At 65.6% G+C, this 25906-nt stretch carries 24 protein-coding genes; 13 read left to right on the top strand and 11 right to left on the bottom strand.

The window, feature by feature from the left end; all coding sequences use genetic code 11:
- The first annotated feature begins 1 nt into the window (after position 1).
- The 7 genes from NP80_RS24790 to NP80_RS24760 all read left to right on the top strand — a co-directional run bounded on the left by NP80_RS24790 (position 2) and on the right by NP80_RS24760 (position 4433).
- Positions 2–883, top strand: coding sequence for a phage tail protein (locus NP80_RS24790; protein ID WP_006411280.1), 882 nt, complete (start codon positions 2–4; stop codon positions 881–883).
- A complete protein-coding gene (locus NP80_RS24785) occupies positions 858–1064 on the top strand; it encodes a tail protein X (protein WP_006411293.1) in 207 nt (68 codons plus the stop codon). The genes NP80_RS24790 and NP80_RS24785 overlap by 26 nt, the downstream gene beginning before the upstream one ends.
- A 10-nt stretch (positions 1065–1074) precedes the next feature.
- The gene (locus NP80_RS24780; RefSeq protein WP_006410006.1) at positions 1075–2127 is read left to right on the top strand and encodes a phage late control D family protein; all 1053 of its coding nucleotides are present in this window, start codon (positions 1075–1077) and stop codon (positions 2125–2127) included.
- Positions 2128–2199: 72 nt separating this feature from the next.
- A complete protein-coding gene (locus NP80_RS24775) occupies positions 2200–2484 on the top strand; it encodes a phage holin family protein (protein ID WP_006410008.1) in 285 nt (94 codons plus the stop codon).
- Between the two features lie 2 nt (positions 2485–2486).
- On the top strand, positions 2487–2981 hold the full coding sequence (locus tag NP80_RS24770) for a glycoside hydrolase family 24 protein (protein ID WP_006410007.1): 495 nt from the start codon (positions 2487–2489) through the stop codon (positions 2979–2981).
- Entirely contained in the window at positions 2978–3472 is a 495-nt protein-coding gene (locus NP80_RS24765) for a DUF2514 family protein (RefSeq protein WP_035946710.1), read from the top strand. Before NP80_RS24770 ends, NP80_RS24765 begins: the two co-directional genes overlap by 4 nt.
- 169 nt (positions 3473–3641) lie before the next feature.
- Complete coding sequence (locus NP80_RS24760; RefSeq protein WP_006410005.1) at positions 3642–4433, top strand: DNA adenine methylase; 792 nt, start codon at positions 3642–3644, stop codon at positions 4431–4433.
- A gap of 123 nt (positions 4434–4556) precedes the next feature.
- Here NP80_RS24760 and NP80_RS31140 read toward each other — a convergent pair whose 3' ends face one another.
- The 3 genes from NP80_RS31140 to NP80_RS24750 form a co-directional block, all read right to left on the bottom strand.
- Complete coding sequence (locus NP80_RS31140; RefSeq protein ID WP_106918430.1) at positions 4557–4850, bottom strand: hypothetical protein; 294 nt, start codon at positions 4848–4850, stop codon at positions 4557–4559.
- A 5-nt stretch (positions 4851–4855) separates the two neighbouring features.
- Complete coding sequence (locus NP80_RS31135) at positions 4856–7276, bottom strand: hypothetical protein (RefSeq protein WP_006410009.1); 2421 nt, start codon at positions 7274–7276, stop codon at positions 4856–4858.
- A 443-nt stretch (positions 7277–7719) separates the two neighbouring features.
- Complete coding sequence (locus NP80_RS24750) at positions 7720–7902, bottom strand: rubredoxin (RefSeq protein WP_006398668.1); 183 nt, start codon at positions 7900–7902, stop codon at positions 7720–7722.
- 199 nt (positions 7903–8101) lie between these two features.
- Here NP80_RS24750 and NP80_RS24745 point away from each other — a divergent pair, with 199 nt between their 5' ends.
- From NP80_RS24745 to NP80_RS24725, 5 genes are all read left to right on the top strand, one after another.
- A complete protein-coding gene (locus NP80_RS24745) occupies positions 8102–8506 on the top strand; it encodes a DUF4399 domain-containing protein (protein WP_006405653.1) in 405 nt (134 codons plus the stop codon).
- Positions 8507–8645: 139 nt separating this feature from the next.
- Positions 8646–10595: an ATP-binding cassette domain-containing protein gene (locus tag NP80_RS24740; RefSeq protein WP_006405651.1), complete on the top strand. Its 1950-nt coding sequence runs from the start codon at positions 8646–8648 to the stop codon at positions 10593–10595.
- Positions 10596–10861: 266 nt separating this feature from the next.
- A complete protein-coding gene (gene parE, locus NP80_RS24735) occupies positions 10862–12844 on the top strand; it encodes a DNA topoisomerase IV subunit B (RefSeq protein ID WP_006405650.1) in 1983 nt (660 codons plus the stop codon).
- Positions 12845–12911: 67 nt separating this feature from the next.
- Positions 12912–15233, top strand: coding sequence for a DNA topoisomerase IV subunit A (gene parC / locus NP80_RS24730; protein WP_006405649.1), 2322 nt, complete (start codon positions 12912–12914; stop codon positions 15231–15233).
- Between the two features lie 245 nt (positions 15234–15478).
- Complete coding sequence (locus tag NP80_RS24725) at positions 15479–15937, top strand: CopD family protein (RefSeq protein WP_006398674.1); 459 nt, start codon at positions 15479–15481, stop codon at positions 15935–15937.
- Positions 15938–15974: 37 nt separating this feature from the next.
- Here the strand turns inward: NP80_RS24725 and NP80_RS24720 are convergent, their stop codons facing one another.
- Entirely contained in the window at positions 15975–16859 is an 885-nt protein-coding gene (locus NP80_RS24720; protein WP_006405648.1) for a LysR family transcriptional regulator, read from the bottom strand.
- Between the two features lie 114 nt (positions 16860–16973).
- Here NP80_RS24720 and NP80_RS24715 point away from each other — a divergent pair, with 114 nt between their 5' ends.
- Positions 16974–17420: a multidrug/biocide efflux PACE transporter gene (locus NP80_RS24715; protein WP_006405647.1), complete on the top strand. Its 447-nt coding sequence runs from the start codon at positions 16974–16976 to the stop codon at positions 17418–17420.
- A 48-nt stretch (positions 17421–17468) separates the two neighbouring features.
- On the opposite strand, the gene NP80_RS24710 is transcribed toward NP80_RS24715, so the two are convergent.
- The 7 genes from NP80_RS24710 to NP80_RS24680 form a co-directional block, all read right to left on the bottom strand.
- Positions 17469–18671 (bottom strand): chromate transporter, encoded by a 1203-nt coding sequence (locus NP80_RS24710; RefSeq protein ID WP_006405646.1) that lies wholly within the window; start codon positions 18669–18671, stop codon positions 17469–17471.
- Between the two features lie 223 nt (positions 18672–18894).
- A complete protein-coding gene (locus tag NP80_RS24705; protein WP_006405645.1) occupies positions 18895–21231 on the bottom strand; it encodes a bifunctional diguanylate cyclase/phosphodiesterase in 2337 nt (778 codons plus the stop codon).
- 206 nt (positions 21232–21437) lie between these two features.
- Positions 21438–22319, bottom strand: coding sequence for a PhzF family phenazine biosynthesis protein (locus NP80_RS24700; RefSeq protein WP_006405644.1), 882 nt, complete (start codon positions 22317–22319; stop codon positions 21438–21440).
- Between the two features lie 7 nt (positions 22320–22326).
- Entirely contained in the window at positions 22327–22785 is a 459-nt protein-coding gene (locus NP80_RS24695; RefSeq protein ID WP_006398680.1) for a RidA family protein, read from the bottom strand.
- 44 nt (positions 22786–22829) lie between these two features.
- Positions 22830–24011, bottom strand: coding sequence for an aminotransferase-like domain-containing protein (locus NP80_RS24690; RefSeq protein WP_006411490.1), 1182 nt, complete (start codon positions 24009–24011; stop codon positions 22830–22832).
- A 152-nt stretch (positions 24012–24163) separates the two neighbouring features.
- Entirely contained in the window at positions 24164–25072 is a 909-nt protein-coding gene (locus NP80_RS24685) for a DMT family transporter (protein WP_006405641.1), read from the bottom strand.
- 51 nt (positions 25073–25123) lie between these two features.
- Complete coding sequence (locus NP80_RS24680) at positions 25124–25816, bottom strand: VOC family protein (RefSeq protein ID WP_035488688.1); 693 nt, start codon at positions 25814–25816, stop codon at positions 25124–25126.
- Positions 25817–25906 lie beyond the last annotated feature (90 nt).

Genomic DNA, 25906 nt, shown 5'->3' with positions numbered 1-25906 from the left:
GATGGACTTCATTTCCAGTGTGACGCAGGCCGCGACGCAGGCCAGCATTGCGTCGGAACGGGTTCGGCACGTGGTGCGCGTGTTCGATCGGAATCGCAGTGCGAGCCAGAACACCGTCGACACGTTGACGAAGCTCGCGACGGGCAACCTCACGTCGGCCGCGGACCTGCTGCGCGGTGCGACGAGTCTGCTGTCGGTGGCCGGCGACCTCAGTCCGCAGATCGGTACGGTGATGCGCAGTTTCTCGGCAACCGGTGCGGCCGTCAGCGGCGTGCTGAAGATGGTCGGCGGTGTCAATCATCCGTTGATCCAGTCGGCTGCGCAGTCCGTCATGGGCGCGTTGGGTGACGCGAAAACGCAGTTCACCGCGCTGGTCGGCGAGCAGACGATGGGCGCATTGCAGTCGTTCGCACAGACGACGGGGCTGAGCTCCATCTTCTCCGGCCTGTTCGACAGCGCGACGTCGTCTACCCCTCATCTGCTGACGCTGTCGACCGATGACGGGGACGCGTTTCACTTTGGATTGTCGACGGCGGCGTACGACAAGCTGCGGCGCTCGACGCGCTTCAAGATTGCGTCGCAGGAGCGCTTGAATCGCGAGGAAGCGCAGCAGCCGGTGAGTCAGGGCGGCGACACGATCACGCTGTCGGGCGTCGTGTTCCCGTCGCTCGGTGCCGGCTTCCGCCAGCTGGAGGCGCTGCGCGCGATCGGCGCGAAGTTGAAGCCGGTGCAGCTCACGGCCGGCACGGGCGACGTGCTCGGGCGCTGGTATCTGCACAGCGTCGATGAAGAGCAGGAGGCGCTGATGTCCGACGGTGCGCCGCGCAAGCAAACCTACAGTCTGGAGTTCGGCCGCTATGGCGAAGATTTTGCGAACCTCTGACGGGGACATCCTCGACACGCTCTGCTACGCCCACTACGGGACGTTGAAGGGCACCGTCGAGGCCGTGTACGAAGCCAATCCCGGTCTCGCGCGCGAGCCACAGCCGTTTCGGTCCGGCGTGTTGATCACGATGCCGGATCTCGACACGCCGCGCGACGAACCGATCCAGCTCTGGTCGTGACGGAGGGGCGATGCGGGCAATTTTTCAGATCGTCGCGAACGGCGATGACATCACGCGCGTGATTCAGGACCGCATACTGCAGATTCAGACGACCGACAAGCCGGGCCTTGAGGCGGACGAGTGCGAGATCGAGCTGGACGACCGTGACGGCAAGGTGCGGTTTCCGCCGAAGGGCGCGACGTTGAAGATCTCGCTCGGATGGGAAGGGCAAGGGCTGACGATGCTCGGCGAGTATGCGGTGGACGAGATCGTGTTGCGTGGGCCGCCGGCGACGCTCATCATTCGCGGTCGGCCGGCCAACCTGCGCGCGACGTCGAAGACGCAGCGCAACGGCAGCTGGACGAACGTGAAGCTCGCCGACATCGTCGGCGACGTCGCGCGGCGCAACAAATGGGCCGCCGCATGTTCGGTCGACGCGGCCGTGCCGCGTGCAGATCAGTTCGGAGAGAGCGACCTGCATTTCATTACGCGTATCGCGCGGCAGTACGGCGCGACGGCGACGGTGAAGGCGGGCAAGCTGATCGTCGCGCCGATCGGCGGCGGCAAGAGCGCCAGCGGCAAGCCGTTGCCGTCTATCACCCTGACACCGGACGATCTAACGGACTACGAGATCTCGTTCCCGGATCGTGCGAGCTTCGTTGCTGTACGGACGAAGGTGCACGACAAGAAAACGGGGAAGAAGATTGACCTGACGATCCCGAATCCCGACGCTTCGCCCGGCGCCGCCGCCGTGCACACCGAGCGCCATGCGTTCGCCAGTCCCGAGGCCGCGAAGAGCGCCGCGAAGTCGCGCCTTGAGAAGCTGAACCGGCACACCGCGCGCAGCGTGCTGCGAATGAAGGGGCGTACGGACATATCGGCCGAGAAGACCGTGAAGCTGTCGGGTTTCAAACAGGAGGCGGACGGCGACTTTCTGGTCGATTCCGTACGACACCGGTATGCCGGCAATGGTTGGGAGACGTCGGTGGAGCTGAACGCCGGCAACAAGGGCAAGGCGAAGGTCGGCCATCGCAAGAAGCCGACGAAGAAGATCGATCTGGTTGTACCGTCGCCGCCGAAGTAACACGCGTGCGTCGATTTCTGGCAGCCGCCTCGAGGCAACTCGGGCGGCTTTTTCTTTTATTGCGGGGGTGGAATGCAGGACCACGAGAAAACCATTCTGGAGCTGATCATCATGGGCGGACTGATTGGTATCGCAAAGGTGCTGGTCGGCAGCGATCAGCTGACGTTCCGGCTTGTTGCTGGCAGGGCGGTGTTGGGCTCGGCGACGTCGATGGTCGCCGGCTTGGCGCTGTTGCAGATCCCGGATCTGCCACCGATCGCGCTGCTCGGTCTCGGCAGCGCACTCGGCATCATCGGATCGCAGTACCTCGAAGTGCTGCTGCGTCGGAACGCGAAGCGACTGTTCGGGGAGAAGTGACGATGGCGCGTATCACCGTTACCGCTGCCGGCGGCCGCAACCGCGTCGCGTTTCTCGACATGATCGCCGTGAGCGAGATCGGCTCGGATCTGTTGGGGAAGTCGGACGATGGCTACAACGTGCTCGTCGGCTCGACGCCGTCGCGGCCGCTGCTGTTCGCAAGCTACGCGGCGCATCCGAATGTGCTCAACCGGCAGATTCCAGTGCCGTCGACAGCCGCCGGCCGCTATCAGATTCTCGCGCGCTGGTGGCGGATCTATCAGGCGCAGATGAAGCTACCGGACTTCGGGCCGGTCTCGCAGGACCGGTACGCACTGCAGCAGCTGCGCGAGCACGGCGCATTGCCGCTGATCGACGCCGGCCGGTTCCGCGAGGCGGTGGCGAAAGTCTCGAACGTTTGGGCCAGTCTGCCGGGGGCCGGGTACGGCCAACACGAAAACCAGATCGAGCATTTGCTGGCCGCGTATCGCGCGGCCGGCGGGGAGGTGACCGCATGACGTGGTTCGACCCGCGCATCTGGCTGCTCGTCGTCGCCGGTGTCGTTACCGGCTCGGCGTGCGGATATATCAAAGGGCACCGTGATGCCGACCAGTCCGCGAAGGTCGCTGATCAGGCGAGACAGATCGGCGATCTGACGACCGAGCGTAACGAAATTCGCCGCCAGCTGGCGGCTCAACAGGAGATCGCAACCGATGCTGCGAAACAACGGGATCAGGCACGCCGTGACGCTGCTGCTGCCGATGGTGCTGCTGACGGCTTGCGCAAGCACGTCGCCGCGCTTGTCGCCGACGCTCGGCGTGCCGCCGCTTCGGCCGGGAGCCCGGCAACCGACGACGCCCTCGATCTGCTTGCCGACGTGCTCGGCCGGACTGACGACGCTGCGGGAGAGTTGGCGAAGATCGCTGACGAACGCGGCATCGCCGGCCAGCAGTGCGAGCGCAGTTACGACGCGTTGAACGGCAACGCGCAATTCGATAGGCGGCAGTAGGGCGGCGTCGAGGCCGACCGGCCTTGAAAGAAACAGGGCGACCGAGGGGCGTGCGGCAACACGCTCCCCGGTCGCCTTTCCACTGCGCGTGCCAGTGAATCAGCCAAGGCCCTGCTACCTACCGGTAGGCGGGCCGGATTCTACACCAAGTTAAAAAACGGCTTTCACAATGGCAAATCCGATTATTCCGTGGATCGGCGGCAAGCGCCGACTGGCAGACCATCTTATTCCGCGCTTTCCGGCGCATGACTGCTACGTGGAGGTGTTCGCCGGCGGGGCGGCACTGTATTTCCTTCGGCCGCCGGCGAAGGTCGAGGTGATCAACGACGTGAACGGCGAGCTGGTGAATCTGTATCGCGTCGTTCAGCACCACCTCGAAGAGTTCGTGCGCCAGTTCAAGTGGGCGCTGACGAGCCGACAGGTGTTCGAGTGGCTGAAGTTGACCGTCCCGGAAACGCTCACCGATATTCAGCGTGCGGCGAGGTTCTACTACCTGCAGAAAAGTTGCTTTGGGGGCATTGTTCACGGTCAGACGTTTGGTACCGCGACGACTGCGCCGCCCGGATTGAACCTGCTTCGTTTGGAGGAGGAGCTGTCAGCCGCGCACTTGCGCCTCGCGGGTGCGTACATCGAGCGGATGCACTGGGGCGAATGCATGGAACGATACGACCGTCCGCACACGCTTTTTTATCTCGATCCGCCGTACTACGAAACACGCGGTTACGGCGTCGAGTTTGCCTTCGAGGAATACGAAAAGATTGCGGATCGTCTTCGCACAATTAAGGGGCGAGCAATTGTCAGCCTGAACGACCATCCCGACATCCGGCGCGTGTTTGAAGGTTTTCACATCGAGACGGTGCCGCTCCAGTATACGGTTGCCGGTGGGCACAAGGGCGTCGAGCGCAACGAGCTGATCATCTTCAGTTGGGACGATGCGGCGCAGCCTGTCGGGCTGTTCTGAAGACGGGTGGTCTGTGGGGCAGTTGCCCCACCTCCCTCAAATACCGGCGCAGTATCTGCTCTAACATTGCGTCATTCTCCGCGACGCCTTGACGGTCTTCCGGGACGTATCGTCCATCGGAAGCTAGTTGATCGGCTCGATGTAGAAACCGCGCGCCGTCAAGTTCATCTTCGCGTCGCTGAACGAGTCGAAAATGTCGTACCCGCATTCGACGTACGTGGTGTTGGAATCGAATTTGAGTTCCTCGATATTGCGTTTCCATGTGAGCGGCAAGTCGGTCGAGCGTCCCGGATCGAAGTGGACGACGCACAGGTACGGCGGACGAACGCCGCGAGGCGGATACTCTGTGCGTAGCACGAGCTCGACGTTAACCACGACATGGTGTTCCGGGATGCGGTCCGCGTAACGGAGCACCAATCTGTCTACTCAGCCCTCCGGAGGGTTTTCCGGCGTGCCCGTTGCCGCGCCCAGCGCATCTGCCATTCTTCATCCAGCGGCGGCAGGTTCAGGTACAGTTGCTGAGTCGCATCACAGAGGCTGAGTAATCCGTAAGCATTGGGAAATCTCGCGCGCAGCGCTTCAGTCCAACAATACGGGGGGCCCTTCCAATGCAATAGTTCAGTACCAGTGAGAATCAGAACAGGATTGATGGAGCGCTCTGCTTTCCAGTGTTTTCTCCCAAACTTCGCAAGCTTGCCAATTGATACGATTTCCTTCGCGGTCAGAGCTTCTCTCAAAGTACTGAAGACCAGGATGGCGCCCGGGAAAGTCTCGGCCAACATGCGCATTCTGTCGATGTCCTTAGCCTCGAATTTGCCGTATGTTTTGCATTCGCCGAACAGCAAACCTTCGCTCTGTTCACCATAAACCGAATCCCTCCAGAACATGGCAAAGTCCGCTTCCATATTAAACTTACCCGGCGACGTAGCTGTGAAGCTAGGAACCGATGTCGTCCGTAGCCCTGTATGCATACGGTCACTAAGGGCAGCAATGGTCAGCAATACGGCGTGTGCACCATCTGCATAGTTTGGGACGCTGAACGGCCCGGCGGTCCGGTAGTACCATCCGCCGGATGATTGGTCGACATTGCCGGCGGCAGGGAAGTAAGTCAGGCACTTCGGACACTCTAGCGACTCATTTAGTGCTGACATGGCAAACCAGGTATTGCGTTGGCAGGTAGGGCATTGTGTTCGCAGGCCAAGCTTGAAGACGCCACTCTGGAGAAACGTGTCGTACAACGTGGGATTCTTTAGTCGACGCTTGACCTCGCCGACAGAAACCTCACGTGCCGCGGTTAACCGGCTCGCGTCAATCGGCATTCCATTCTTGCTGACGGCCCCGCCATTCATGTGTTCTAGCAGTCCCAGGACGGACTTGTCAGCGAGCAATCTTGAGTTCCCACGAAGTCGTTTGAAAATCTGCTTGGCGAGGATGCCGGGCGGTGACAATTCGGCCTTCCACCCAAGATCTTCTAACCAAGCAAAGATGATCGCTTCAGATGACGGTACAGTGTGCGGCTCGATGAACGAGTGTTGCACAAGCTTCACCAAGCCGTGTCGTCCAATGCGCCACTGACCTGAGAGGCCGCTCATACCGGAAATCGCGCTAGCTAAATGGTCCCCCGTGATTTTCGGATAGACCTCCGCGAGATGCTCCTCTGCGCCATATAGACGCAAGTCGAATTCGTTCGCGCACAGCCCTTCGCTATGGAACCAATCCGGCGGTACAAATTCGGGCACCAAAGCCTTGATTCGCATTTCAAGGTCGGAAGGGCTTGCTATGTCGATTGAGTGCTCTCCCTCTGCATAGACGTCAACCACGCCACCGTCTTTGCCACGAGCCCACTCGTCCCAGATACGTGGATACCAATGTTGCAACGAAAAATATGGCCCGGTTACGGTGTGTGCGGCTGCGGTCGGAAACTCGAGCGTGGCCGCATACGCCTGCATTTCTTCCATCGTTGAGTGGCGACTTCGAATGAATGTTGCGACATCGAATTGTTTAGGATCATGTGGCCATTGCCGGCGTTCCGCGACGAGAAACTCAACCGCCACACGCCTGAATGGCTCTTCTTGTAAAAACTGCTTTGGTAGTGGAAGTACGTTTCTACCAGTAGCTCGAAGGTTCCAGTAGTCGACGATATCCTCAACGTTGCTCGCATCCATGAAAAAGATGCATGCGTGTCGTCCATAGTTCGTATTGCCGTGCGGGAAAAGGTCCCATCCCGTAATTCTTCTTGGGAAAAGAACGTCTGGTCCTGTCAGTGTCGGGAACGATTCCGTCGTAACTGGTGGTTGTTCGATGTCCAAGGGTTCTGCGTAGTGCCTGATTATCTCCGAAAGAGTATCGTCGGCATACTCTCCATATACGCTTGCCCAAAATAATCCGAGTTTATTCGGAATAACCGGTGCCACGACTCTGACGGGATACTTTGCCTTGTATTTGAAGAATTCCTTGTATATGGCATCGAACAGTGTGAATGCACCGATGCCGTAGGTAGGTCGAACAAGTGGACCCACTCGCTCCCACACTTCGGAAGGCTTAACAACCGGCAGGCGTACGTCGGCGACATAAGACGGAAGGCTTTGAGAAAACTGAACGAGGACGTCCGGATCGAATGCATCGATATAGCCGCGCACCACATCGCGTGAGCCGGGAGGCGACAAGGGCTTCTCACGCCAGCTCGCTGGCATCCGCTTGAAGAGCGGGATGATCGGAAAGTAGACCCCTCCCCAAAGGCTACTGGCAAGACGGATGGCTTCGCGCACCTGCGATGCGCTATTGGGATCGACTAAGAAGGCCAACTTGGTCGGTCGAATCTTGATATCAACGGTGCCGCGCATATAGTAGATATTCTATTTTTTACGGTAACCAAGTTTAACAAGCATAGACGAATCTCGGCGCGATTCTCCCGATCTCGATGGGCGTTCAATGCGTTTTGTCTGATAAGGCCCCGGTACTGTTACATCATCAGGCAGTGCAAGTTGCTTTGCGACCGGTGGCAGGAGTGACGCTCAGAAGCACAAAAGCCCGCTACGAGCGGGCTTCTTCACGTGCTACAAATTTGCTACAGCAAGGGGTGTGAGCCTTGCCGGACAAGCCTTGTGCCTGTCATTCCATCCCCTGAACTACGGGGAGAGCCATGTCCGGCAGACATCGCGCGAGCGCGCGAGCTGGACGGCGGTGTGGACAGCGCGCAGAGTATAGCAAACGCGCGACGCATCGGCGGACGGAATGCGCGCCGATGCGCGGGTCAAGCGGCCGTCGCAATCGGAAGATCGGAAGATCAGAAGTCGACGACGACGAAATCTTCCTTGCCCACGTCGCACAGCGGGCAGCGCCAGTCGGCGGGAATGTCCGCGAAACGCGTGCCGGGCGCGATGCCCTCGTCCGGCAGCCCTTCCGCTTCGTTGTAGACCCACCCGCAAATCAGGCAGACCCAGCTCTGGTATTCGGTTACTTCGCTCATGACGCGCTCGAAAGATGAAAGTCCGTGTAATGCCGTCCGCGGCGCGGCCGCCGGACGAAAGGCGCAATGGTACCGGAATTTCGCCGATCTCTGCGCCAACGTCGTGTTAAACGTACGCATCGCGAACAGCGCGCCTCGTCGCCAGCGATCGCCGCGCAGTGTATGCTTCGTGAGCCTGTCAATCTGAAAGGAGTCAACGATGCTCAACAAAAAGTGGATCGCGGGTGCGGTATGCGTCGCGGCATTCGCCGTATCGACGCTCGCGCGCGCCGAAGCGCGCGTGTTCTTCGTCGAGCCGAAGGACGGCGCGACGGTGTCGAACCCCGTGCACGTCAAGTTCGGCCTCGAAGGAATGGCGCTGAAGCCGGCCGGCGACATGACGCCGGACACCGGCCATCACCATCTGCTGATCGACGGCAAGCCGGTGCCGAAGGGCGACGTGATCCCCGCCACCGAACATTCGCTGCATTTCGGCAAGGCGCAGACCGAAACCGACGTCACGCTGCCGCCCGGCCAGCACACGCTCACACTCCAGCTCGGCGACGGCGCACACCGCTCGTACGGTCCCGAATTGAGCTCGACGATCACCGTCAACGTGAAGTAACCGCCATTGCGCGGCGCGCGCGATGCGCGCCGCTTCGCCGCGGCGTGCTCCGCCGCGGCACTCGTCCATCCGGCCATACGGTCGGCGACGCGCGCCACCGGTACAATGGGCGCTTCCGATTTCTCTTCGCCGTTTCCCCATGTCGCTTTATTCCATTACCGGCGCGCAACTCGCGTTCGGTCACGTCGCGTTGCTCGATCACGCGGATTTCTCGCTGGAAGCCGGCGAGCGCGTCGGTCTGATCGGCCGCAACGGCGCGGGCAAGTCGTCGCTGCTGAAGATCGTCGCGGGGCTCGCGAAGCCCGACGACGGCCTCGTCACGCGGCAGCAGGAACTCGTGACGGTCTACGTGCCGCAGGAGCCGGAGTTCGAGCCCGGTGCGACGGTGTTCGACGCGGTCGCGTCGGGGCTCACGCACACGCGCGAACTGCTCGACGAATACGACGCGATCGCGCATCGCCTTGCCGAGACGCCGGAAGGCGCCGAGCACGATGCGCTGCTCGCGCGGATGAACGCGCTGCAGTCGTCGCTCGATGCGCACGACGCGTGGAACTGGCGCACGCGCGTGTCGATGACGCTCGCGCAGATCGGGCTGCAGGACGGCGACGCGCGCGTCGAGGCGCTGTCGGGCGGCATGCAGAAGCGCGTCGCGCTCGCGCGTGCGCTGGTGCTGCAGCCGGACGTGCTGCTGCTCGACGAACCGACGAACCACCTCGACTTCGACGGTATCCGTTGGCTCGAAGAACTGCTGGTCGCGCAGCGCGCGGGCCTGCTGTTCATCACGCACGATCGCGCGTTCCTCGATCGCGTCGCAACGCGCATCGTCGAACTCGATCGCGGCCGCTTGCTGTCGTATCCGGGCAATTTCTCCGCTTACCAGACGCGCAAGGCGCAGCAGCTCGAAGTGGAGCGCGTCGAGAACGAGAAATTCGACAAGCTGCTCGCGCAGGAAGAAGTGTGGATCCGCAAGGGCGTCGAGGCGCGTCGCACGCGCAGCGTCGGCCGCATCGCGCGGCTCGAGCAGATGCGCCGCGAGCGTGCGGAGCGCCGCAACGCGCAGGGCAACGTGAAGCTCGACGTCGCGCAGGGCGAGAAGTCCGGCAAGATCGTCGCGGAACTGACCGACGTGACGAAGCGCTACGGCGGCCGCACGATCGTCGACCGCTTCACGGCGACGGTGATGCGCGGCGACAAGATCGGCTTCGTCGGCCCCAACGGTGCGGGGAAAACCACGCTGCTCAAGCTGATCCTCGGCGAACTGAAGCCGGACGAAGGCACGGTGCGCACGGGCACGAACCTGCAGGTCGCGTATTTCGACCAGATGCGCGCGCAGCTCGATCAGGAAAAGAGCCTCGCGGATACGATCAGCCCCGGCAGCGAGTGGGTCGAAATCGGCGGCGTGCGCAAGCACGTGATGAGCTATCTCGGCGACTTCCTGTTCGCGCCGGAGCGCGCGCGCTCGCCGGTCAAGTCGCTGTCGGGCGGCGAGCGCAACCGCCTGCTGCTCGCGCGCCTGTTCGCGCGTCCGGCCAACGTGCTGGTGCTCGACGAACCGACCAACGACCTCGACATCCCGACGCTCGAACTGCTCGAAGAACTGCTGACGGATTACGACGGCACCGTGCTGCTCGTCAGCCACGATCGCGCGTTTCTCGACAACGTCGTGACGTCGGTGATCGCATCCGAAGGCGACGGCAAGTGGCGCGAGTACGTCGGCGGCTTCACCGACTGGCAGATCCAGAGCGAGCGCGCCGGGCAGCTCGCGCAGCAGGAAGCCGCGAAGCGCGCGGTCAAGGAAGCGGCGCCGGTCAAGGACGAGCCGGCGAAAAGCGCGGCGGGCCGCAACGCACAGCGCACGGTGAAGCTGTCGTTCAACGAGCAGCGCGAACTCGATGCGCTGCCGGAGAAGATCGCCGCACTCGAGGCCGAGCAAAAGACGATCGGCGCGCAGCTCGAGGACGGTTCGATCTTCGCGAAGGACCCGCAGGAAGGCGCGCGCCTCACCGAGCGGTTCGCGGCGATCGACGACGAACTGCTCGCGGCGCTCGAACGCTGGGAAACGCTCGAAGCGAAACGCAAGCCGGTATGACGCGCGGTGCGCGTCGGCAGCCTGCGGCTCGCGCGCGCGGCCGGCGTGCCGGCGCCACGCGCGCCTTGTCGCGACGGCGCGCGACGCGGAACCAGTAAAATACCGCGCGTCCCGGGCCGCGCCGCGCATGCGGCGCGCCCGCTTTCGGAGCAGTCCAAGCACACCGTTGTTTCGATTCGCTTTTTTACGGAACTCAACGTTTTGTCCACGACGTTATCCACACGAGATGTGGACAACGCCCGGACGCATGACGATATTCAGCGCCTATGTCAACGAAGAAGCCCAGCGCGGCCTATAGCGAAGCATCGATCAAGGTGCTCAAGGGTCTCGAGCCGGTCAAGCAGCGGCCCGGCATGTATACCCGCACCGAGAATCCGCTGCACATCATCCAGGAAGTCATCGACAACGCGTCCGACGAGGCGCTCGGCGGTTACGGCAAGCAGATCACGGTCACGCTGCACGCGGACCAGTCGGTCTCCGTCGAGGACGACGGCCGCGGCATTCCGTTCGGCCTGCATCCCGACGAAGGCGTGCCGGTCGTCGAAATCGTGTTCACGCGCCTGCATGCGGGCGGCAAGTTCGACAAGGCGGCGGGCGGCGCATACACGTTCTCGGGCGGCTTGCATGGCGTCGGCGTGTCGGTGACGAACGCGCTCGCGACGCGGCTCGACGTGACCGTCTGGCGCGACGGCAAGATCGCGGAGCTCGGTTTCGCCGACGGCGACGTCGTCAAGCCGCTGTCCACGCAGCCGGCCGGCCGCGGCGAGAAGAAGTCGGGCACGCGCGTGCGCGTATGGCCGAATCCGAAGTACTTCGACTCGGCAAACCTGCCGCTCGGCGAACTGCAGCGCCTGCTGCGCTCGAAAGCCGTGCTGCTGCCGGGCGTCGAGGTCGTGCTCGTCAACGAGAAGAGCGGCGAGCGCCAGAGCTGGAAATACGAGGACGGCCTGCGCGGCTATCTGCTCGACGAGATGAACGGCAGCGAACTGCTGATTCCGCTGTTCGAGGGCGAACGCTTCGCCGATTCGCGTTCGGGCGACGACACGTTCGCCGAAGGCGAGGGCGCGTCGTGGGTCGTCGCCTGGAGCGAGGAAGGCTCGCTGGTGCGCGAGTCGTACGTCAACCTGATCCCGACGCCGGCCGGCGGCACGCATGAATCCGGCCTGCGCGACGGTCTCTATCAGGCGGTGAAGAGCTTCGTCGAACTGCACAACCTGCAGCCGAAGGGCGTGAAGCTGCTCGCCGAAGACGTGTTCGCGCGCGTGTCGTTCGTGCTGTCCGCGAAGGTGCTCGATCCGCAGTTCCAAGGGCAGATCAAGGAACGGCTGAACAGCCGCGACGCGGTGAAGCTCGTGTCGTCGTTCTCGCGTCCGGCGCTCGAGCTGTGGCTGAACCAGCACGTCGAGCATGGCAAGAAGCTCGCGGAGCTCGTGATCAAGCAGGCGCAGGCGCGCACGCGCGCGGGCCAGAAGGTCGAGAAGCGCAAGAGCTCGGGCGTCGCGGTGCTGCCGGGCAAGCTGACCGACTGCGAGACGGAAGACATCGCGCGCAACGAGCTGTTCCTCGTCGAAGGCGACTCGGCGGGCGGTTCCGCGAAGATGGGCCGCGACAAGGAATACCAGGCGATCCTGCCGCTGCGCGGCAAGGTGCTGAACACGTGGGAAACCGAGCGCGACCGTCTGTTCGCGAACAACGAAGTGCACGACATTTCGGTCGCGATCGGCGTCGATCCGCACGGCCCGGACGACAGCGTCGATCTGTCGAACCTGCGCTACGGCAAGATCTGCATCCTGTCGGACGCGGACGTCGACGGCTCGCACATCCAGGTGCTGCTGCTCACGCTGTTCTTCAAGCATTTCCCGCAGCTGATCGAGCGCGGCCACGTGTATGTGGCGCGGCCGCCGCTGTTCCGCGTCGACGCGCCGGCGCGCGGCAAGAAGCCCGCGCAGAAGCTCTACGCGCTCGACGAAGGCGAACTGGAGGCGATCCTCGACAAGCTGCGCAAGGACGGCGTGCGCGAAACGCAATGGAGCATCAGCCGCTTCAAGGGTCTCGGCGAAATGAGCGCGGAGCAGCTGTGGGACACGACGATGAACCCCGATACGCGCCGCCTGATGCCGGTGAAGCTCGGCGAGCTCGACTACGAGACGACCGTCGCGCGGATGACGATGCTGATGGGCAAGGGCGAGGCGGCCGCACGGCGCGGCTGGCTCGAGGAAAAGGGCAACGACGTCGAAGCGGATATCTAAGCGCCCCGAGCGCGGCCGCGCATGATGCGCGGCGCGCCCTCACGCCACTTACGAATACGGAATTCAGATGGACGACAACACCTCCGATCTCTTTGCCGGGTCCGACTCGCCCGAGGCCGATGCGCTGACGCTCGGCAATTACGCGGAGCAGGCGTATCTCAGCTATGCGGTCAGCGTCGTGAAGAGCCGCGCGCTGCCCGACGTCTGCGACGGCCAGAAGCCGGTGCAGCGCCGCATTCTCTATGCGATGAACGAAATGGGCCTCGGCCCGGACGCGAAGCCGGTGAAATCGGCGCGCGTGGTCGGCGACGTGCTCGGCAAGTACCACCCGCACGGCGATCAGTCGGCGTACGACGCGCTCGTACGTCTCGCGCAGGACTTCTCGCTGCGCTACCCGCTGATCGACGGTCAGGGCAACTTCGGCTCGCGCGACGGCGACGGGGCGGCGGCGATGCGCTACACCGAAGCGCGGCTCACGCCGATCTCGAAGCTGCTGCTCGACGAGATCGACCAGGGCACGGTCGACTTCATGCCGAACTACGACGGTTCGTTCGAGGAGCCGAAGACGCTGCCGAGCCGCATGCCGTTCGTGCTGCTGAACGGCGCGTCGGGCATCGCGGTCGGTCTCGCGACCGAAATTCCGTCGCACAACCTGCGCGAGGTCGCGGCCGCCGCGGTCGCGCTGATCCGCAACCCGAAGCTCACGCACGAAGAACTCATGACGCTGATCCCGGGCCCCGATTTCCCGGGCGGCGGGCAGATCATTTCGAGCGACGCCGAAATCGCGTCGGCCTACGAGACGGGCCGCGGCAGCCTGAAGGTGCGCGCGCGCTGGAAGATCGAGGATCTCGCGCGCGGCCAGTGGCAGCTCGTCGTCACCGAGCTGCCGCCGAACACGTCGTGCCAGAAGGTGCTCGAGGAAATCGAGGAGCTGACGAACCCGAAGCTCAAGCTCGGCAAGAAGACGCTGACGCCCGAGCAGCTGAACACGAAGAAGGCGATGCTCGATCTGCTCGACGCGGTACGCGACGAATCGGGCAAGGAAGCGGCGGTGCGGCTCGTGTTCGAGCCGAAGTCGCGCACGATCGACCAGACGGAATTCGTCAACTCGCTGCTCGCGCATACGAGCCTCGAATCGAACGCGACGCTGAACCTCGTGATGATCGGCGCCGACGGCCGGCCGGGCCAGAAGGGGCTGCTGACTATCCTCGACGAATGGGTGAAGTTCCGCCAGATGACGATGACGCGCCGCTGCCGCCATCGTCTCGGCAAGGTCGACGATCGCATCCACATCCTCGAAGGGCGGATGATCGTCTTCCTGAATCTCGACGAGGTGATCCGCATCATCCGCGAGTCGGACGAGCCGAAGGCCGCGCTGATGAGTGCATTCGGACTCACGGACCGTCAGGCCGAGGACATCCTCGAAATCCGGCTGCGTCAGCTCGCGCGGCTCGAGAAGATCAAGATCGAGAAGGAGCTCGAATCGCTGCGCGACGAGAAGGCGAAGCTGGAAGAACTGCTCGCGAACGACAGCGCGATGAAGCGGCTGATGATCAAGGAGATCGAGGCCGACGCGAAGCAGTACGGCGACGATCGCCGCACGCTGATCCAGCAGGAGAAGCGCGCGACGTTCGAGGCGAAGGTCGTCGACGAACCGGTGACGGTCGTCGTGTCGCAGAAGGGCTGGGTGCGCGCACTGAAGGGCCACGGGCTCGATCCGGCGGGCTTCTCGTTCAAGGCCGGCGACAGCCTGTATGCGGCGTTCCAGTGCCGCACGCCGGATCGGCTGATCGCGTGGGGCAGCAGCGGCCGCGTGTACTCGGTCGACGTGTCGGTGCTGCCGGGCGGCCGCGGCGACGGCGTGCCGGTCACGTCGCTGATCGAGCTCGAATCGGGCTCGCATCTGATGCATTACTACGCGGCGTCGGCCGACCAGCCGCTGCTGCTCGCCTCGAGCAACGGCTTCGGCTTCATCGCGAAGGTCGGCGACATGGTGAGCCGCGTGAAGGCCGGCAAGTCGTTCATGACGATCGATCCGGGCGCGGTGCCGCTCGCGCCGATGCCGGTGCTGCCGAACGCGACGCAGGTCGCGTGTCTGTCGAGCGGCGGGCGGCTGCTGGTGTTCGGCATCGACGAGATGAAGACGCTGTCGGGCGGTGGACGCGGCGTGACGCTGATGGCGCTCGACGACAAGGAAACCCTCGTGCAGGCGCTCGCGATCGATCCGGCCGGCGTCGTGCTGATCGGCACGGGCCGTGGCGGCAAGGTGCAGGACGAGACGCTGTCGTATGCGGGTCTCGCGCCGCATATCGGCAAGCGCGCGCGCAAGGGGCGCGCACCCGACACGAAGCTGAAGGTCGTGACCGAGCTGCGTCCGCTGCTCGGCTGACAGGCCGCGCGCCCGGCGTCCCAAAGCCGCACGTTCCGCTTCGGCGGGCGTGCGGCTTTTTTGCTGGGCGCGGGTGCCGCGCCGCGCATCGTCGCGCGTAACATGCAAAATAGTGTGAAATCGGGTGCGGCGCCTGAACCGCGCGGCGGCGCGCCGGTCGAACGTCGCTTGATGCCGCGTGCGTCCCGCCGTACGGCGCACACCGGCTCGCGTTCCCACATTCAACCCGTCACAGGATCGTCGCCATGTCTCATGCCGTTACCGTCGCGCTGTTTCTTCATCTGCTGGCCGTCGCCGTGTGGGTGGGCGGGATGGTATTTGCGCATTTCTGCCTGCGGCCCGCGCTGTCGGATCTCGCGCCGCAGCTTCGGCTGCCGCTGATCGAAGGCGTGTTCGGCCGCTTTTTCAACTGGGTCGCGGGCGCGGTGATCGTGATCCTGCTGTCCGGCGGCTTCCTGTTGATGCAGTTCGGCGGCGCGCATGCGACCTGGCCGCTGCACGCGATGGCGGGCCTCGGCGTCGTGATGATGCTGATCTTCGGCCATATCCGCTTCGCGCTGTTTCCGCGCATCCGCCGCGCGGTGCAGGCGCAGAACTGGCCGGACGGCGCGCGCGCGGTCAACGGCGTGCGCCTGCTCGTCATCGTCAATCTCGTGCTCGGCGTCGTGACGATCGGCGCCGCCGTGCTGTCGCGCGGCTTCTGAACGCCTCTCGCGCAGGCCGGCCTCGCGCGACGCCGCGTTATGCGGCGAGCATCGCGTCGAGCAGCCACGAGCCGGCCGGCCCGAGCGGCCGGTTGCGCGACCACACCGCATCGACGCGCACGCGCCGCGGCCAGCCGCGCGCACGCAGTTCGCACAGCCGGTCGCGCGCGAAATGCTCGACCATCCAGCGCGGCAGTTCGGCCCAGCCGAATCCCAGCACCGCCATTTCCAGCAGCATCAGATAGCTCGGCGCGAGCCAGCGCTGCGTGCCGACGACGATCCGGTGATCGCTGCTGCGACCTTCGGGCATCACGTACGTATTGAGCCGCAGCTCGCGTGCATCGCGTAGCGCCGCATGCGGCACTTCGGCATCGCGGTAGTCGGCGAGCGGATGCGTGCGGCCGACGAACAGTCCGATTTCCGATTCCTCCGCCACCGTTGCCGCGCCGATGTCGGGCGGGTAGCTCGCGCGCGCGGCCATCAGCCCGAGTTGCGCGCGCCCTTGCTGAATCAGGTCCAGCACGTCGTCGTGCTCGGCGATCTGGCATTCGAGTTCGAGCGCCGGAAACCGCTGTTCGAGCGCGGTGAGTGTTTCTTCGTAGCGCTTCGACTGATACGTGTCGGAGACGACGAGCGTCAGCCGCGCTTCCTCTCCGCGCGCGAGCCGCGCGGCGACGCGATCGATCGCGGCGCCGGCCTCGAGTGTGCGCTGCACGTGCGGCAGCAGCGCGCGGCCGGCGTCGGTCAGCGTCGGCGAGCGCGTCGAGCGGTCGAACAGCTGCACGCCGAGATCGATCTCGAGGTTGGCGATCGCCTCGGACACCGTCGACTGCCGCTTGCCGAGCTTCTTCGCGGCGGCCGTGAACGAGCCGAGCTGCGCCGCTTCGGCGAACGCGACGAGGGCTTCGGGCGGATGGCGCATCGGGTTGTCCTGTCGTTGATATATCGGTAAAACCGATGATAACAAACTGGATGTATCCGTATCGACCGATCAAAATGCACCCCATCGACGAAACACACTCAGAGGGAGCGAATCATGAAACAAACGAACAAGACGGTGATGGAGCGGCTCGTCCACGCGCTGACGTTCGAGCTCGTCGCGATCGCGCTGTGCGCGCCGATCGGCGCGTGGCTGCTCGACATGCCGGTTGCGCACGTCGGCGTGCTGACCGTGATGGTGTCGTTGGTCGCGATGGCGTGGAACATGATCTTCAACACGCTGTTCGACCGCTTCGAGCGCCGCGCGGGGCTATCGCGCACGATCGGCGTGCGTATCGCGCATGCGGTCGGTTTCGAGGCGGGCCTGGTCGCGATGGTGGTGCCGCTCGCCGCGTGGTGGCTCAACGTGAGCCTGATCGAGGCGTTGCTGCTGGACCTCGGCATCGTACTGTTCTTCCTGCCGTACACGTTCTGCTTCAATCTCGCGTACGACGCGCTGCGCGCACGCTGGATCGCGCGCCGCGTCGCGGTGCAGGCAGGCTGATCGGCGAAGCGACGGGCGCGGCCGCCTACGTGCGGCGGCGCCCGTCGTTCAATGTGCGGCGAGCAGCCAGGCGCCGCAGGCCATTGCGACCGCGCCGTACACCGCATACACGGGCACCTTGAAGCGCGCGAAGCAGAGCGCGGCGAACGCGCCGGTCAGCCAGTAGGCCGGGTTGGCCGGCTCACGATGCAGGATCTTCACGACCGCGACGACGAGAAAGCCCGTCGTCGCCGCGCGCAGCAGCCGCATGCCGTGCTCGAAGCGCGAATGGCGGCGCAGCCGCTGCAGATGGCGTTGCGCGAACACGACCAGGCAGCCGGACGGAATGAACAGCGCCGCGGTCGCGAGCAGTGCGCCGACCCAGCCGTCGGTCAGATAGCCGAGAAACGGCACGACGTTCAGCAGCGGCCCGGGCGATACGGGCGACAGCGCGAACGCGAGCGTGAAGTCGTGTTCCGAGATGCCGGTCGCCGGCGTGACGAACAGCGTCTTCAGCACCGGCAGCGCGGAAAAGCCGCCGCCGAACAGCGTCATCCCGGCGCCGGCGAGGCGCGGCCAGAGCAGCGTCGCCTGGTAATGGCCGGGCAGCGGCAGCGCGAACAGCGCGACGAGGATCGCGAGCAGCACGAGCAGGTTGCGGTCGCGTCGCGACAACGCGAAGCCGACCGCGTCCTCCTGCTGCGGCCCACTCAACCAACCGGCGGCAAACGCCGCGAAAAGAATCCCGACGAAAGCGGCCGGACTATGCGCGAACGCAAGCAGAATCGTCGACAGCGCGGCGATCGCCTGCTCGCGCCGCGTGCGCGCGAGCGTACGCAGCTGCTTGACCCACGTGACGCCGATCAGCGCGGCGAGCACCATCCCGAAATGATTGAGCAGCATCGGCGCGGCGAGCGAGCGGACGAGCGGCGTGCGGTAGAACACCGCGAACAGCGTCATCAGCGCGAAGAACGGCAGCACGCTCGCGATGCCGGCAATCCATGCGCCGGCGCGGCCATGCAGCGTCTGGCCGACCTGCACCGCGACGTTGCAGCCGACGGGGCCCGGCACGAGCCAGGCGAGCGACACGAGATCGGCGAACGTCTGCGCGTCGATGCGCTGCACGCGATGCACGTAGTGGCGTTCGAGCTGCGCCATCATCGACAGGCCGCCCCACGACACCGCGGAAATGCCAAGCACGACCTTGAACAAGGTCAACAGCGATGCGCGGTCGATGCGCTCGGGCGTTTCGATTTCGACGGTGGTCGTCATGGTTGTAGTCGGCCGGCAGGCCGGATCTCTCGCGCGTGTCAGGTGCCGGCGGCCCGCCGGCACGAAAGGCCTTCCGATTGTCCGCCGCGGATCGTGACACTTCCATGCGCGAAAACGCTAGTAAACGAAAGGCGCAATTGGCGCGGAAATTGAACCAATCGATGCGGCCGCATCGGTCGGCGTGCCGGCGCACGGGGAGGGAAGAGCGCGGCGGCTTGTGCGATCAGGCACTCGTGCCGCCGGCCGCGCGGTGCGGTACGACGTTCGGATGGTCGCCGCGCACGCCGAAGCGCGCGATCAGCGCGGGGATCGCGTCGGCCGGCACCGGCCGCGAGAACAGGAAGCCCTGTGCCTCGATCTCGCCGAGCGCGGACAGCCACGCGATCTGCTCGTCGGTCTCGGTGCCTTCGACGACGACGGTCAGCCCGAGCGAACGCGCGAGATGCACGATCGACGCGACCATCACGCACACGCTGCGATCGTGCGGAATCGCCTGCACGAACGAGCGGTCGACCTTCAGCGTGTCGACCGAGAAGCGATGCAGGTACGACAGCGACGAATAGCCGGTGCCGAAGTCGTCGAGCGCGATCCGGATGCCGAGCTTCTTCAGCGCGACGATCTTCTCGGACACGAGCTCCGGATATTCCATCATCGCGGTCTCGGTGATCTCGATCTCGAGGCGGTTCGCGTCGATGCCGGTTTCGCGCAGCGCGCCCGAGATCGTCTCGATCAGGTCGCCGCGCCAGAACTGCACGGGCGAGATATTGACGGCGAGCGTCAGCGTGTCGTGGCCTTCCTCGCGCCAGCGCGCAATCTGCCGGCACGCGGTGCGGATCACGAAATCGCCGATCGGCACGATCAGCCCGGTCGATTCGGCAATCGAAATGAACTCGTTCGCGGAGATGATCCCGTGCTCGGGGTGATCCCAGCGCGCGAGCGCCTCGAAGCCCGTGATCGTGCGGTGCGCGAGATCGATTTTCGGCTGGTACGCGAGGAACAGCTGCCCTTCGGCGAGCGCGACGCGCAGCTGCTGCTCCCAGCGCATCAGGTGATCGGCACGGTGCGACAGATGCGGCGCATAGAACTGGTAGCAGTTCTTGCCCGCGTCCTTCGCGCTGTACATCGCGAGGTCGGCCTTCTTCAGCAGGTCGATCTCGCTTTCGTTCGCGACCGTGTGCAGCGCGATGCCGATGCTGGCGTGCAGCACGAACGAGCTGCCGCGCACGTCGAACGGCTCGGCGAACATCCGGATGATCGCCTCGGCAAGCCGTACCGCGCGCCGTTCGACGTCGTCGCCCTTCATCACGACGACGAACTCGTCGCCGCCGATGCGCGCGAGCGTGCCTTCGTCGCCCACGGCATCCGACAGGCGCGATGCCGTCATCTGCAGCACGATGTCGCCGGCGTTGTGGCCGAGCGTGTCATTGACGGTCTTGAAGTTGTCGAGATCGATGAACAGCAGCCCGAGCCGCGACAGGCTCGACGGCATCGACACGTCGTTGCGCAGCCCGCGCAGCGTCGCGTAGCGGTTCGCGAGGCCCGTCAGCAGGTCGTATTCGGCGAGCTGCGTCATCTCGCGCTCGCGGCCGAGCAGCTTGCCGATCAGGCCCGTGGCAACGCCGAAGAACGCGAGCATCGCGAGCGTGATGAAGCTCGTCATCAGCAGATAGACGTTGCGCGTGTGGTAGTAGTCCGCGAACTCTTCGGCCTGCGACAGCCCGACCATCACCGCGAGCGGATAGCCGTCGAGGTGACGGTACGACACGATGCGCGTGACGCCGTCGATCGGATCGGCGATCGTCCCCGTCACGCGCTCGGCGATCGGATAGACGCCCGATGCGGAGAACGCGCCGGGCGCATTGCTGACCGAACCGGTGCGGCGCGCGAGCACGGCGCCGGTGTCGGAGACGACCGCGATCACGCCTTCCTTGCCGATCGCCGCGTTGTTGTAGAAGTCGTTCGTGAAGTAGCTCGGGTCTTCCGATACGACGACGATGCCGGCGAAACTGCCGTCCGGATTGTTCAGCCGCCGCGTCATCTGCAGCGTCCAGTGGCCCGATACGCGGCCGAGCACGGGCTTGCTGATGTAGAGGCGGTCGTCGTTGTGCGCGAGATGCACCTGGAAGTGCTCGCGATCGGACAGGTTGATCGCTTGCGGGCGCGTCTCGGCCGTATTCGCGAACAGCATGCCCTTCGCGTTGACGAGCGAGACCTGGATCAGCGTGTCGCTCGGCACGACGCCTTTCTCGACCGCGCTCGCGAGATTGAAGTGCGCGGGCGACTTCTCGAACTCGAACTTGACGAAGCGCGTGATCTGGTCGACCTGGTGGATCGCCTTGACCGTGTGCTGTTCGAGCGCGGACGACAGGATCGCCGCCGATGCGGCCGCCTCCTTGTACGCGCTGTCCTTCTCGACCGACAGCCGCGCGATGATCACGGCCCACAGCAGCGCCAGCGCGAGCATCCCGAGCAGCGGGATCGCGAATAGCGCCCGGCGCCTCGACTTGCGCGGCGTGCGCAGCCGCGGCGGCGGCGGGTGGGATGACCGGGCGAAGCTCATCGAAGGGCGGCGTCCTGCTCTCGCGTACGCCATCGTCGGGGGATGGCCGGCTGGTGGGATCGCAGCGGCGTCCGCCGGTTCGCGGCGAGCGAATACCGGGCAAACGTCCGAAGCAACGGATTAGGCCCGATATTACTGGCTGGTGCGGTTTTGCGATAGCGGGGGGGAAGGGCGCCGCGGACGGGCGCCCTCGGGACGGGAAACCGTCAGGCGGGAAGACGGAACGTGCCGTCGACGACGGTGATCGTGCTGCCGCCGATCCACGTCGTGCCGTCGGCGTCGTAGTGGACCGATACGCGGCCGTCGCGGCCGATCGCGGTGCCCTGGCGGGCCGTATAGGACGGGCCCGGGCGCCGTTGCTGGCGCGCGAGCAACCCGGCCAGCGCGGCGTTCGCGCTGCCGGTGACCGGATCTTCCCCGAGGCCGAAGCTGCCGCCCGTCATCAGGCAGCGGATTTCGAACGTCGCGGGGCCGCCGGCCGCATGCGGCGCATAGGCGGCGAGCCCGTGCGTGCCGTAGCGATGCGTGATCGCTTCGAGCGCGGCCGGATCGGGCGCGAGGCCGATGCACGCGTCGGCCGACGTCAGGCGCACGACGAGCCAGGGCGCGCCGTTGTCGACCGCGCACGGTTCGGCATCCGGATCGATCGCGTCGGAGCGCAGCGCGGCGGCGAGCGCCGCGTAATCCGAACGATCGACCGGCGTGAAGCGCGCCGGCGGCGCGGCGAATGCCCAGCCGTCGCCCTGTTCGCGTAGCACGACGCGGCCCACGCCGCATTGCTGAACGAGCCGGCCCGCCGTGCGCGGCCGCGCGCCGCTCGCGAGGAACGCGTGCGCGGTGCCGAGCGTCGGGTGGCCGGCGAACGGCAGCTCGCCGGCCGGCGTGAAGATCCGCACGCGATAGTCGGCGCCCGGATCGCTCGGCGCGCAGACGAACGTCGTTTCCGACAGGTTCGTCCAGCGGGCGATCGCGAGCATCGCGTCGTCGTCGAGCGAATCGGCGTCGAATACGACCGCCAGCGGATTGCCCTTGAACGGCACCGACGTGAACACGTCGACCTGCGCGAAGCGAACGAGGCGGCCGGACATCGGCGTATTACGCGACTTCGGCGATCAGTTCGATCTCGACGCAGGCGCCGAGCGGAATCTGCGCGACGCCGAACGCCGAGCGTGCATGCTTGCCCGCATCGCCGAACACTTCCGCGATCAGTTCCGATGCGCCGTTCGTCACGATGTGCTGCTCGGTGAAGTCGAGCGTCGAGTTCACGAGGCTCATCAGCTTCACGATGCGCGTGACCTTGTTCAGGTCGCCGGTGTGCGCGTGCAGCGTCGCGAGCAGGTCGATCGCGATCGCGCGCGCGGCCGCCTTGCCGTCTTCGGTCGTCAGATCGGCGCCGAGCTTGCCGGCCCATACCTTGCCGTCCTTCTTCGCGATGTGGCCCGACAGGTAGACCGTGTTGCCGCTTTGCGCGCTCATCACGTAGGCGGCAGCCGGTGCGCCGGCGCTCGGCAGTTCGATGCCCAGCGATTTCAGTTTGTCGTAGACGTTAGCCATGCGTTCGTTCCTCGTAGTGAGTCTTGACAGGAAAAAAGGGCGGATCAGAGGCGCTCGCGGATCAGCTTGCCGAGCCGCGCGACGCCTTCCTCGATCTTCTCGGGCGGCACCGTCACGAACGACAGGCGCAGCGTATTTTGCTGCGCGTCGTTCGCGAAGAACGGCGCGCCCGGCACGAAGGCGACGTGATTCTCGACCGCCGTCGCGAGCAGCGCCATGCTGTCGATCTGCTTCGGCAGGTTCACCCAGACGAACATCCCGCCTTCCGGGCGGTTCCACGTGACGCCTTCCGGCATGTGACGCGCGAGCGCGCCGAGCATCGCTTCGCACTGCGCGCCGTACAGCTGGCGGATCGTCGGGATGTGCTCGTCGAGGAAGCCGTCCTTGATCACCTCGTGTGCGATGCGCTGCGTGAGCGTCGGCGTGTGCAGGTCGGTGGCCTGCTTCGCCTGCACGAGCTTGAAGTGCAGTTCCTCGGGCGCAATGATGTAGCCGATCCGCAGGCCAGGCGCGAGCACCTTCGAGAACGTGCCGAGGTGCACGATGTGGTCGGGCGCCATCGACAGCATCGTCGGCAGCGGCTCGCCCTGATAGTTCAGCGCGCCGTACGGATCGTCTTCGAGCACCGGGAACGGGCTCGTCTGCGCGAATGCGGCCAGCGCGCGGCGGCGCTCGACCGGCAGGCGGCGGCCCGTCGGATTCTGGAAGTTCGGCTGCGCGTACAGCAGGCGCGCGCCCTGCGTGAGCGCGGGCGTCAGGCCGTCGGGCAGCAGGCCCTGTTCGTCGGTCGGCACCTGCACGTAGCGCGGCTCGTACAGCGAGAACGACTGCAGCGCGCCGAGGTAGGTCGGCGTTTCGACGAGGATCGGGCTGCCCGGATCGACGAGCGCCTTGCCGAGCAGGTCGAGCGCCTGCTGCGAGCCGGTCGTGACCAGCACTTGCGACACGCGCACGCGATAGCGCTCGGCGATCCACTCGCGCAGCGGCAGATAGCCTTCGGTCGCGCTGTACTGCAGCGCCGCGGCCGGCGCGTCGCGCAGCACGCGGTCGGCGGCCGCGCGCATGCGCTCGGCCGGGAACGTCGCGGGCGCGGGCAGGCCGCCGGCGAACGAGATGACCTCGGGGCGTTCCGTGACCTTCAGGATCTCGCGGATCGCCGAGCTCGTCAGCTTGCGGGCGCGTTCGGAAAGCTGCCAGTGCGGCGGGTGCAGGTCGCTCGGATTCATAGTCTCCTCGTTCGGATATCGTGGTCAGTCAAGAAAGGTCGATCGGGCCGATCGCGTCGACGCAGCCGGGTGAGCATGCGCGAGCGCGTGCGTGCCGTCGCGGCCGGGTGGGCAGAACCGTTCAGGCAAAGCGGACATTATGGCGTACCTCATCAGCCGGCGCGAGCGGGACGCGGCGCCGTGGCGACCGCCGAGCGCCGGCCGAGCATCACGGTCGCGATCACGGCGGCGGCGAACAGCCACGTGGAGGGCGTGACCGTTTCGCCGAACAGCAGCGCGGAAAACGCGATCGTGAAGAAGATCTGCAGCAGTTGCACCTGGCCCACGCGCGCGGTGCCGCCGATCGCCAGCCCTGCATACCACGCGAAAAAGCCGATGAATTGCGAAAAGAGGGTCACGTAGCCGAACGCGAGCCACGTGCGCGGCGCGAGCGGGCCCGGATGGGCGGCGTGCTGCAGCCACGCGAGCCAGCCGACCGGCAGCACGAGGAACGGCGCGGACACGACGAGCGCCCAGCAGATCACCTGCCAGCCGCCGATCTGGCGCGCGAGGCGCGCGCCTTCCGCGTAGCCGAGCGCGCCGATGCCCACCGCGACGAGCATCAGCGCGTCGCCGGGCTGCACGGTGCCGCCGCCGTCGCGCAGCGCGAACGCGATCACGAGCGCGCTGCCCGTGACCGCGCTGACCCAGAACGCCTTCGACGGGCGTTCGTGCGACAGCCAGGCCGCATACAGCGCGACGAACAGCGGCTGCAGTCCGTTGACGACCGCGCCGTGCGACGCGGGCACGGTCTTCATCGCCCACGCGGAGAACACCGGATACGCGACGATCACGCCGGCCGACACGACGGCCAGGCTTTTCAGCTGCGTGCGCGTCGGCAGCGGCTCGCGGCGCCACCACAGCAGCAGGCCGGCCGGCACCGCGGCCGCGAGCGCGCGGCCGAGCCCGTTGAGCAGCGGATGGAGCTCGGCGACGACGATGCGCGTCATCGGCAGCGTCAGGCTGAAGATCATCACGCCGATCAGGCCGAGCAGCATGCCCCGGGTTTCGCGCGAATTCATGTCGAGGGTGTCTCCGTATCGTGGGGTTCGGGCACGCGGCGCGGCGTGCGTTCAGCGCAGCGCGCGCGGGCCGTGCGGCGTGTCGAATTCGGCGATCAGCGCGGGCGGGCCGTCGGCCGCTTCGAGGTCGAGCAGATGGGCGGCGCCGAGCCAGTCGAGCTGCTCGCCGATCAGGTCCGCACGCGGATGGCGGCCCTTGAGCGCCGTCAGCGCGACGCCGTCGTGCGGCAGCGAATCGGCCGGATGGCGCGGGCCGTCCCACTGGATCAGCGACGGCACGAGGCCGTCGCCGGCCTGCTGCCACGCGGGGAACGCGCCGTCGTCGGGCACCGTCAGGCCCCACGTCAGATCGCCGCGCTGCATCGCGACGACGGGCGGAATGCGGTCCGGGTACTGGCTTTGCCACAGCGCGAGCCGGCGCGGGCGCTCGACGCGCGCGACCCAATGCGCGAGGAACGGACCCTGCGCGACGCGTGCCTGCATTGCCGGATCGTCGAGCGCGAACAGCCGCGCGCGCCGCGGCGCGCCGCCCGTCGCGTCGTCGCGTGCGTCCGGATCGATCGCGATGACTTCGAGATACAGGCCGCCCCAGAGGCCGAACAGCGCATTATGAGTGCGCATCAGCGGATGGCGGCCACCGCCGGCCGGGGCGACGCCGAGCGCGTCGGCGACATGGCGCACGCCTTCGTCGAGCGTGCGCGCGGCAATCACGAGATGGTCGAGGGTCAGGGAGCGGGTAGGCATCGGCGTCGGTCGGGAAGCGGAACTGTCATGGCCAACCGGCCGCTCGCGAGCGGCCGCCGGTGCAGCCGCGCCGCTCGGTGGCGGCGCGCG

It is taken from the genome of Burkholderia multivorans ATCC BAA-247 (assembly GCF_000959525.1).
Taxonomy (GTDB): Bacteria; Pseudomonadota; Gammaproteobacteria; order Burkholderiales; family Burkholderiaceae; genus Burkholderia; species Burkholderia multivorans.
Note: the sequence above shows the minus strand (reverse complement) of the source record. Positions and strands in the feature narration are given on the sequence as shown.

Bases quoted from the DNA above. Each gene is read 5' to 3' on its own strand.
- NP80_RS24790 (WP_006411280.1), top strand. From the start codon at position 2: ATGGACTTCATTTCCAGTGTGACGCAGGCCGCGACGCAGGCCAGCATT.
- NP80_RS24785 (WP_006411293.1), top strand. From the start codon at position 858: ATGGCGAAGATTTTGCGAACCTCTGACGGGGACATCCTCGACACGCTC.
- NP80_RS24780 (WP_006410006.1), top strand. From the start codon at position 1,075: ATGCGGGCAATTTTTCAGATCGTCGCGAACGGCGATGACATCACGCGC.
- NP80_RS24775 (WP_006410008.1), top strand. From the start codon at position 2,200: ATGCAGGACCACGAGAAAACCATTCTGGAGCTGATCATCATGGGCGGA.
- NP80_RS24770 (WP_006410007.1), top strand. From the start codon at position 2,487: ATGGCGCGTATCACCGTTACCGCTGCCGGCGGCCGCAACCGCGTCGCG.
- NP80_RS24765 (WP_035946710.1), top strand. From the start codon at position 2,978: ATGACGTGGTTCGACCCGCGCATCTGGCTGCTCGTCGTCGCCGGTGTC.
- NP80_RS24760 (WP_006410005.1), top strand. From the start codon at position 3,642: ATGGCAAATCCGATTATTCCGTGGATCGGCGGCAAGCGCCGACTGGCA.
- NP80_RS31135 (WP_006410009.1), bottom strand. From the start codon at position 7,276: ATGCGCGGCACCGTTGATATCAAGATTCGACCGACCAAGTTGGCCTTC.
- NP80_RS24750 (WP_006398668.1), bottom strand. From the start codon at position 7,902: ATGAGCGAAGTAACCGAATACCAGAGCTGGGTCTGCCTGATTTGCGGG.
- NP80_RS24745 (WP_006405653.1), top strand. From the start codon at position 8,102: ATGCTCAACAAAAAGTGGATCGCGGGTGCGGTATGCGTCGCGGCATTC.
- NP80_RS24740 (WP_006405651.1), top strand. From the start codon at position 8,646: ATGTCGCTTTATTCCATTACCGGCGCGCAACTCGCGTTCGGTCACGTC.
- parE (WP_006405650.1), top strand. From the start codon at position 10,862: ATGTCAACGAAGAAGCCCAGCGCGGCCTATAGCGAAGCATCGATCAAG.
- parC (WP_006405649.1), top strand. From the start codon at position 12,912: ATGGACGACAACACCTCCGATCTCTTTGCCGGGTCCGACTCGCCCGAG.
- NP80_RS24725 (WP_006398674.1), top strand. From the start codon at position 15,479: ATGTCTCATGCCGTTACCGTCGCGCTGTTTCTTCATCTGCTGGCCGTC.
- NP80_RS24720 (WP_006405648.1), bottom strand. From the start codon at position 16,859: ATGCGCCATCCGCCCGAAGCCCTCGTCGCGTTCGCCGAAGCGGCGCAG.
- NP80_RS24715 (WP_006405647.1), top strand. From the start codon at position 16,974: ATGAAACAAACGAACAAGACGGTGATGGAGCGGCTCGTCCACGCGCTG.
- NP80_RS24710 (WP_006405646.1), bottom strand. From the start codon at position 18,671: ATGACGACCACCGTCGAAATCGAAACGCCCGAGCGCATCGACCGCGCA.
- NP80_RS24705 (WP_006405645.1), bottom strand. From the start codon at position 21,231: ATGAGCTTCGCCCGGTCATCCCACCCGCCGCCGCCGCGGCTGCGCACG.
- NP80_RS24700 (WP_006405644.1), bottom strand. From the start codon at position 22,319: ATGTCCGGCCGCCTCGTTCGCTTCGCGCAGGTCGACGTGTTCACGTCG.
- NP80_RS24695 (WP_006398680.1), bottom strand. From the start codon at position 22,785: ATGGCTAACGTCTACGACAAACTGAAATCGCTGGGCATCGAACTGCCG.
- NP80_RS24690 (WP_006411490.1), bottom strand. From the start codon at position 24,011: ATGAATCCGAGCGACCTGCACCCGCCGCACTGGCAGCTTTCCGAACGC.
- NP80_RS24685 (WP_006405641.1), bottom strand. From the start codon at position 25,072: ATGAATTCGCGCGAAACCCGGGGCATGCTGCTCGGCCTGATCGGCGTG.
- NP80_RS24680 (WP_035488688.1), bottom strand. From the start codon at position 25,816: ATGCCTACCCGCTCCCTGACCCTCGACCATCTCGTGATTGCCGCGCGC.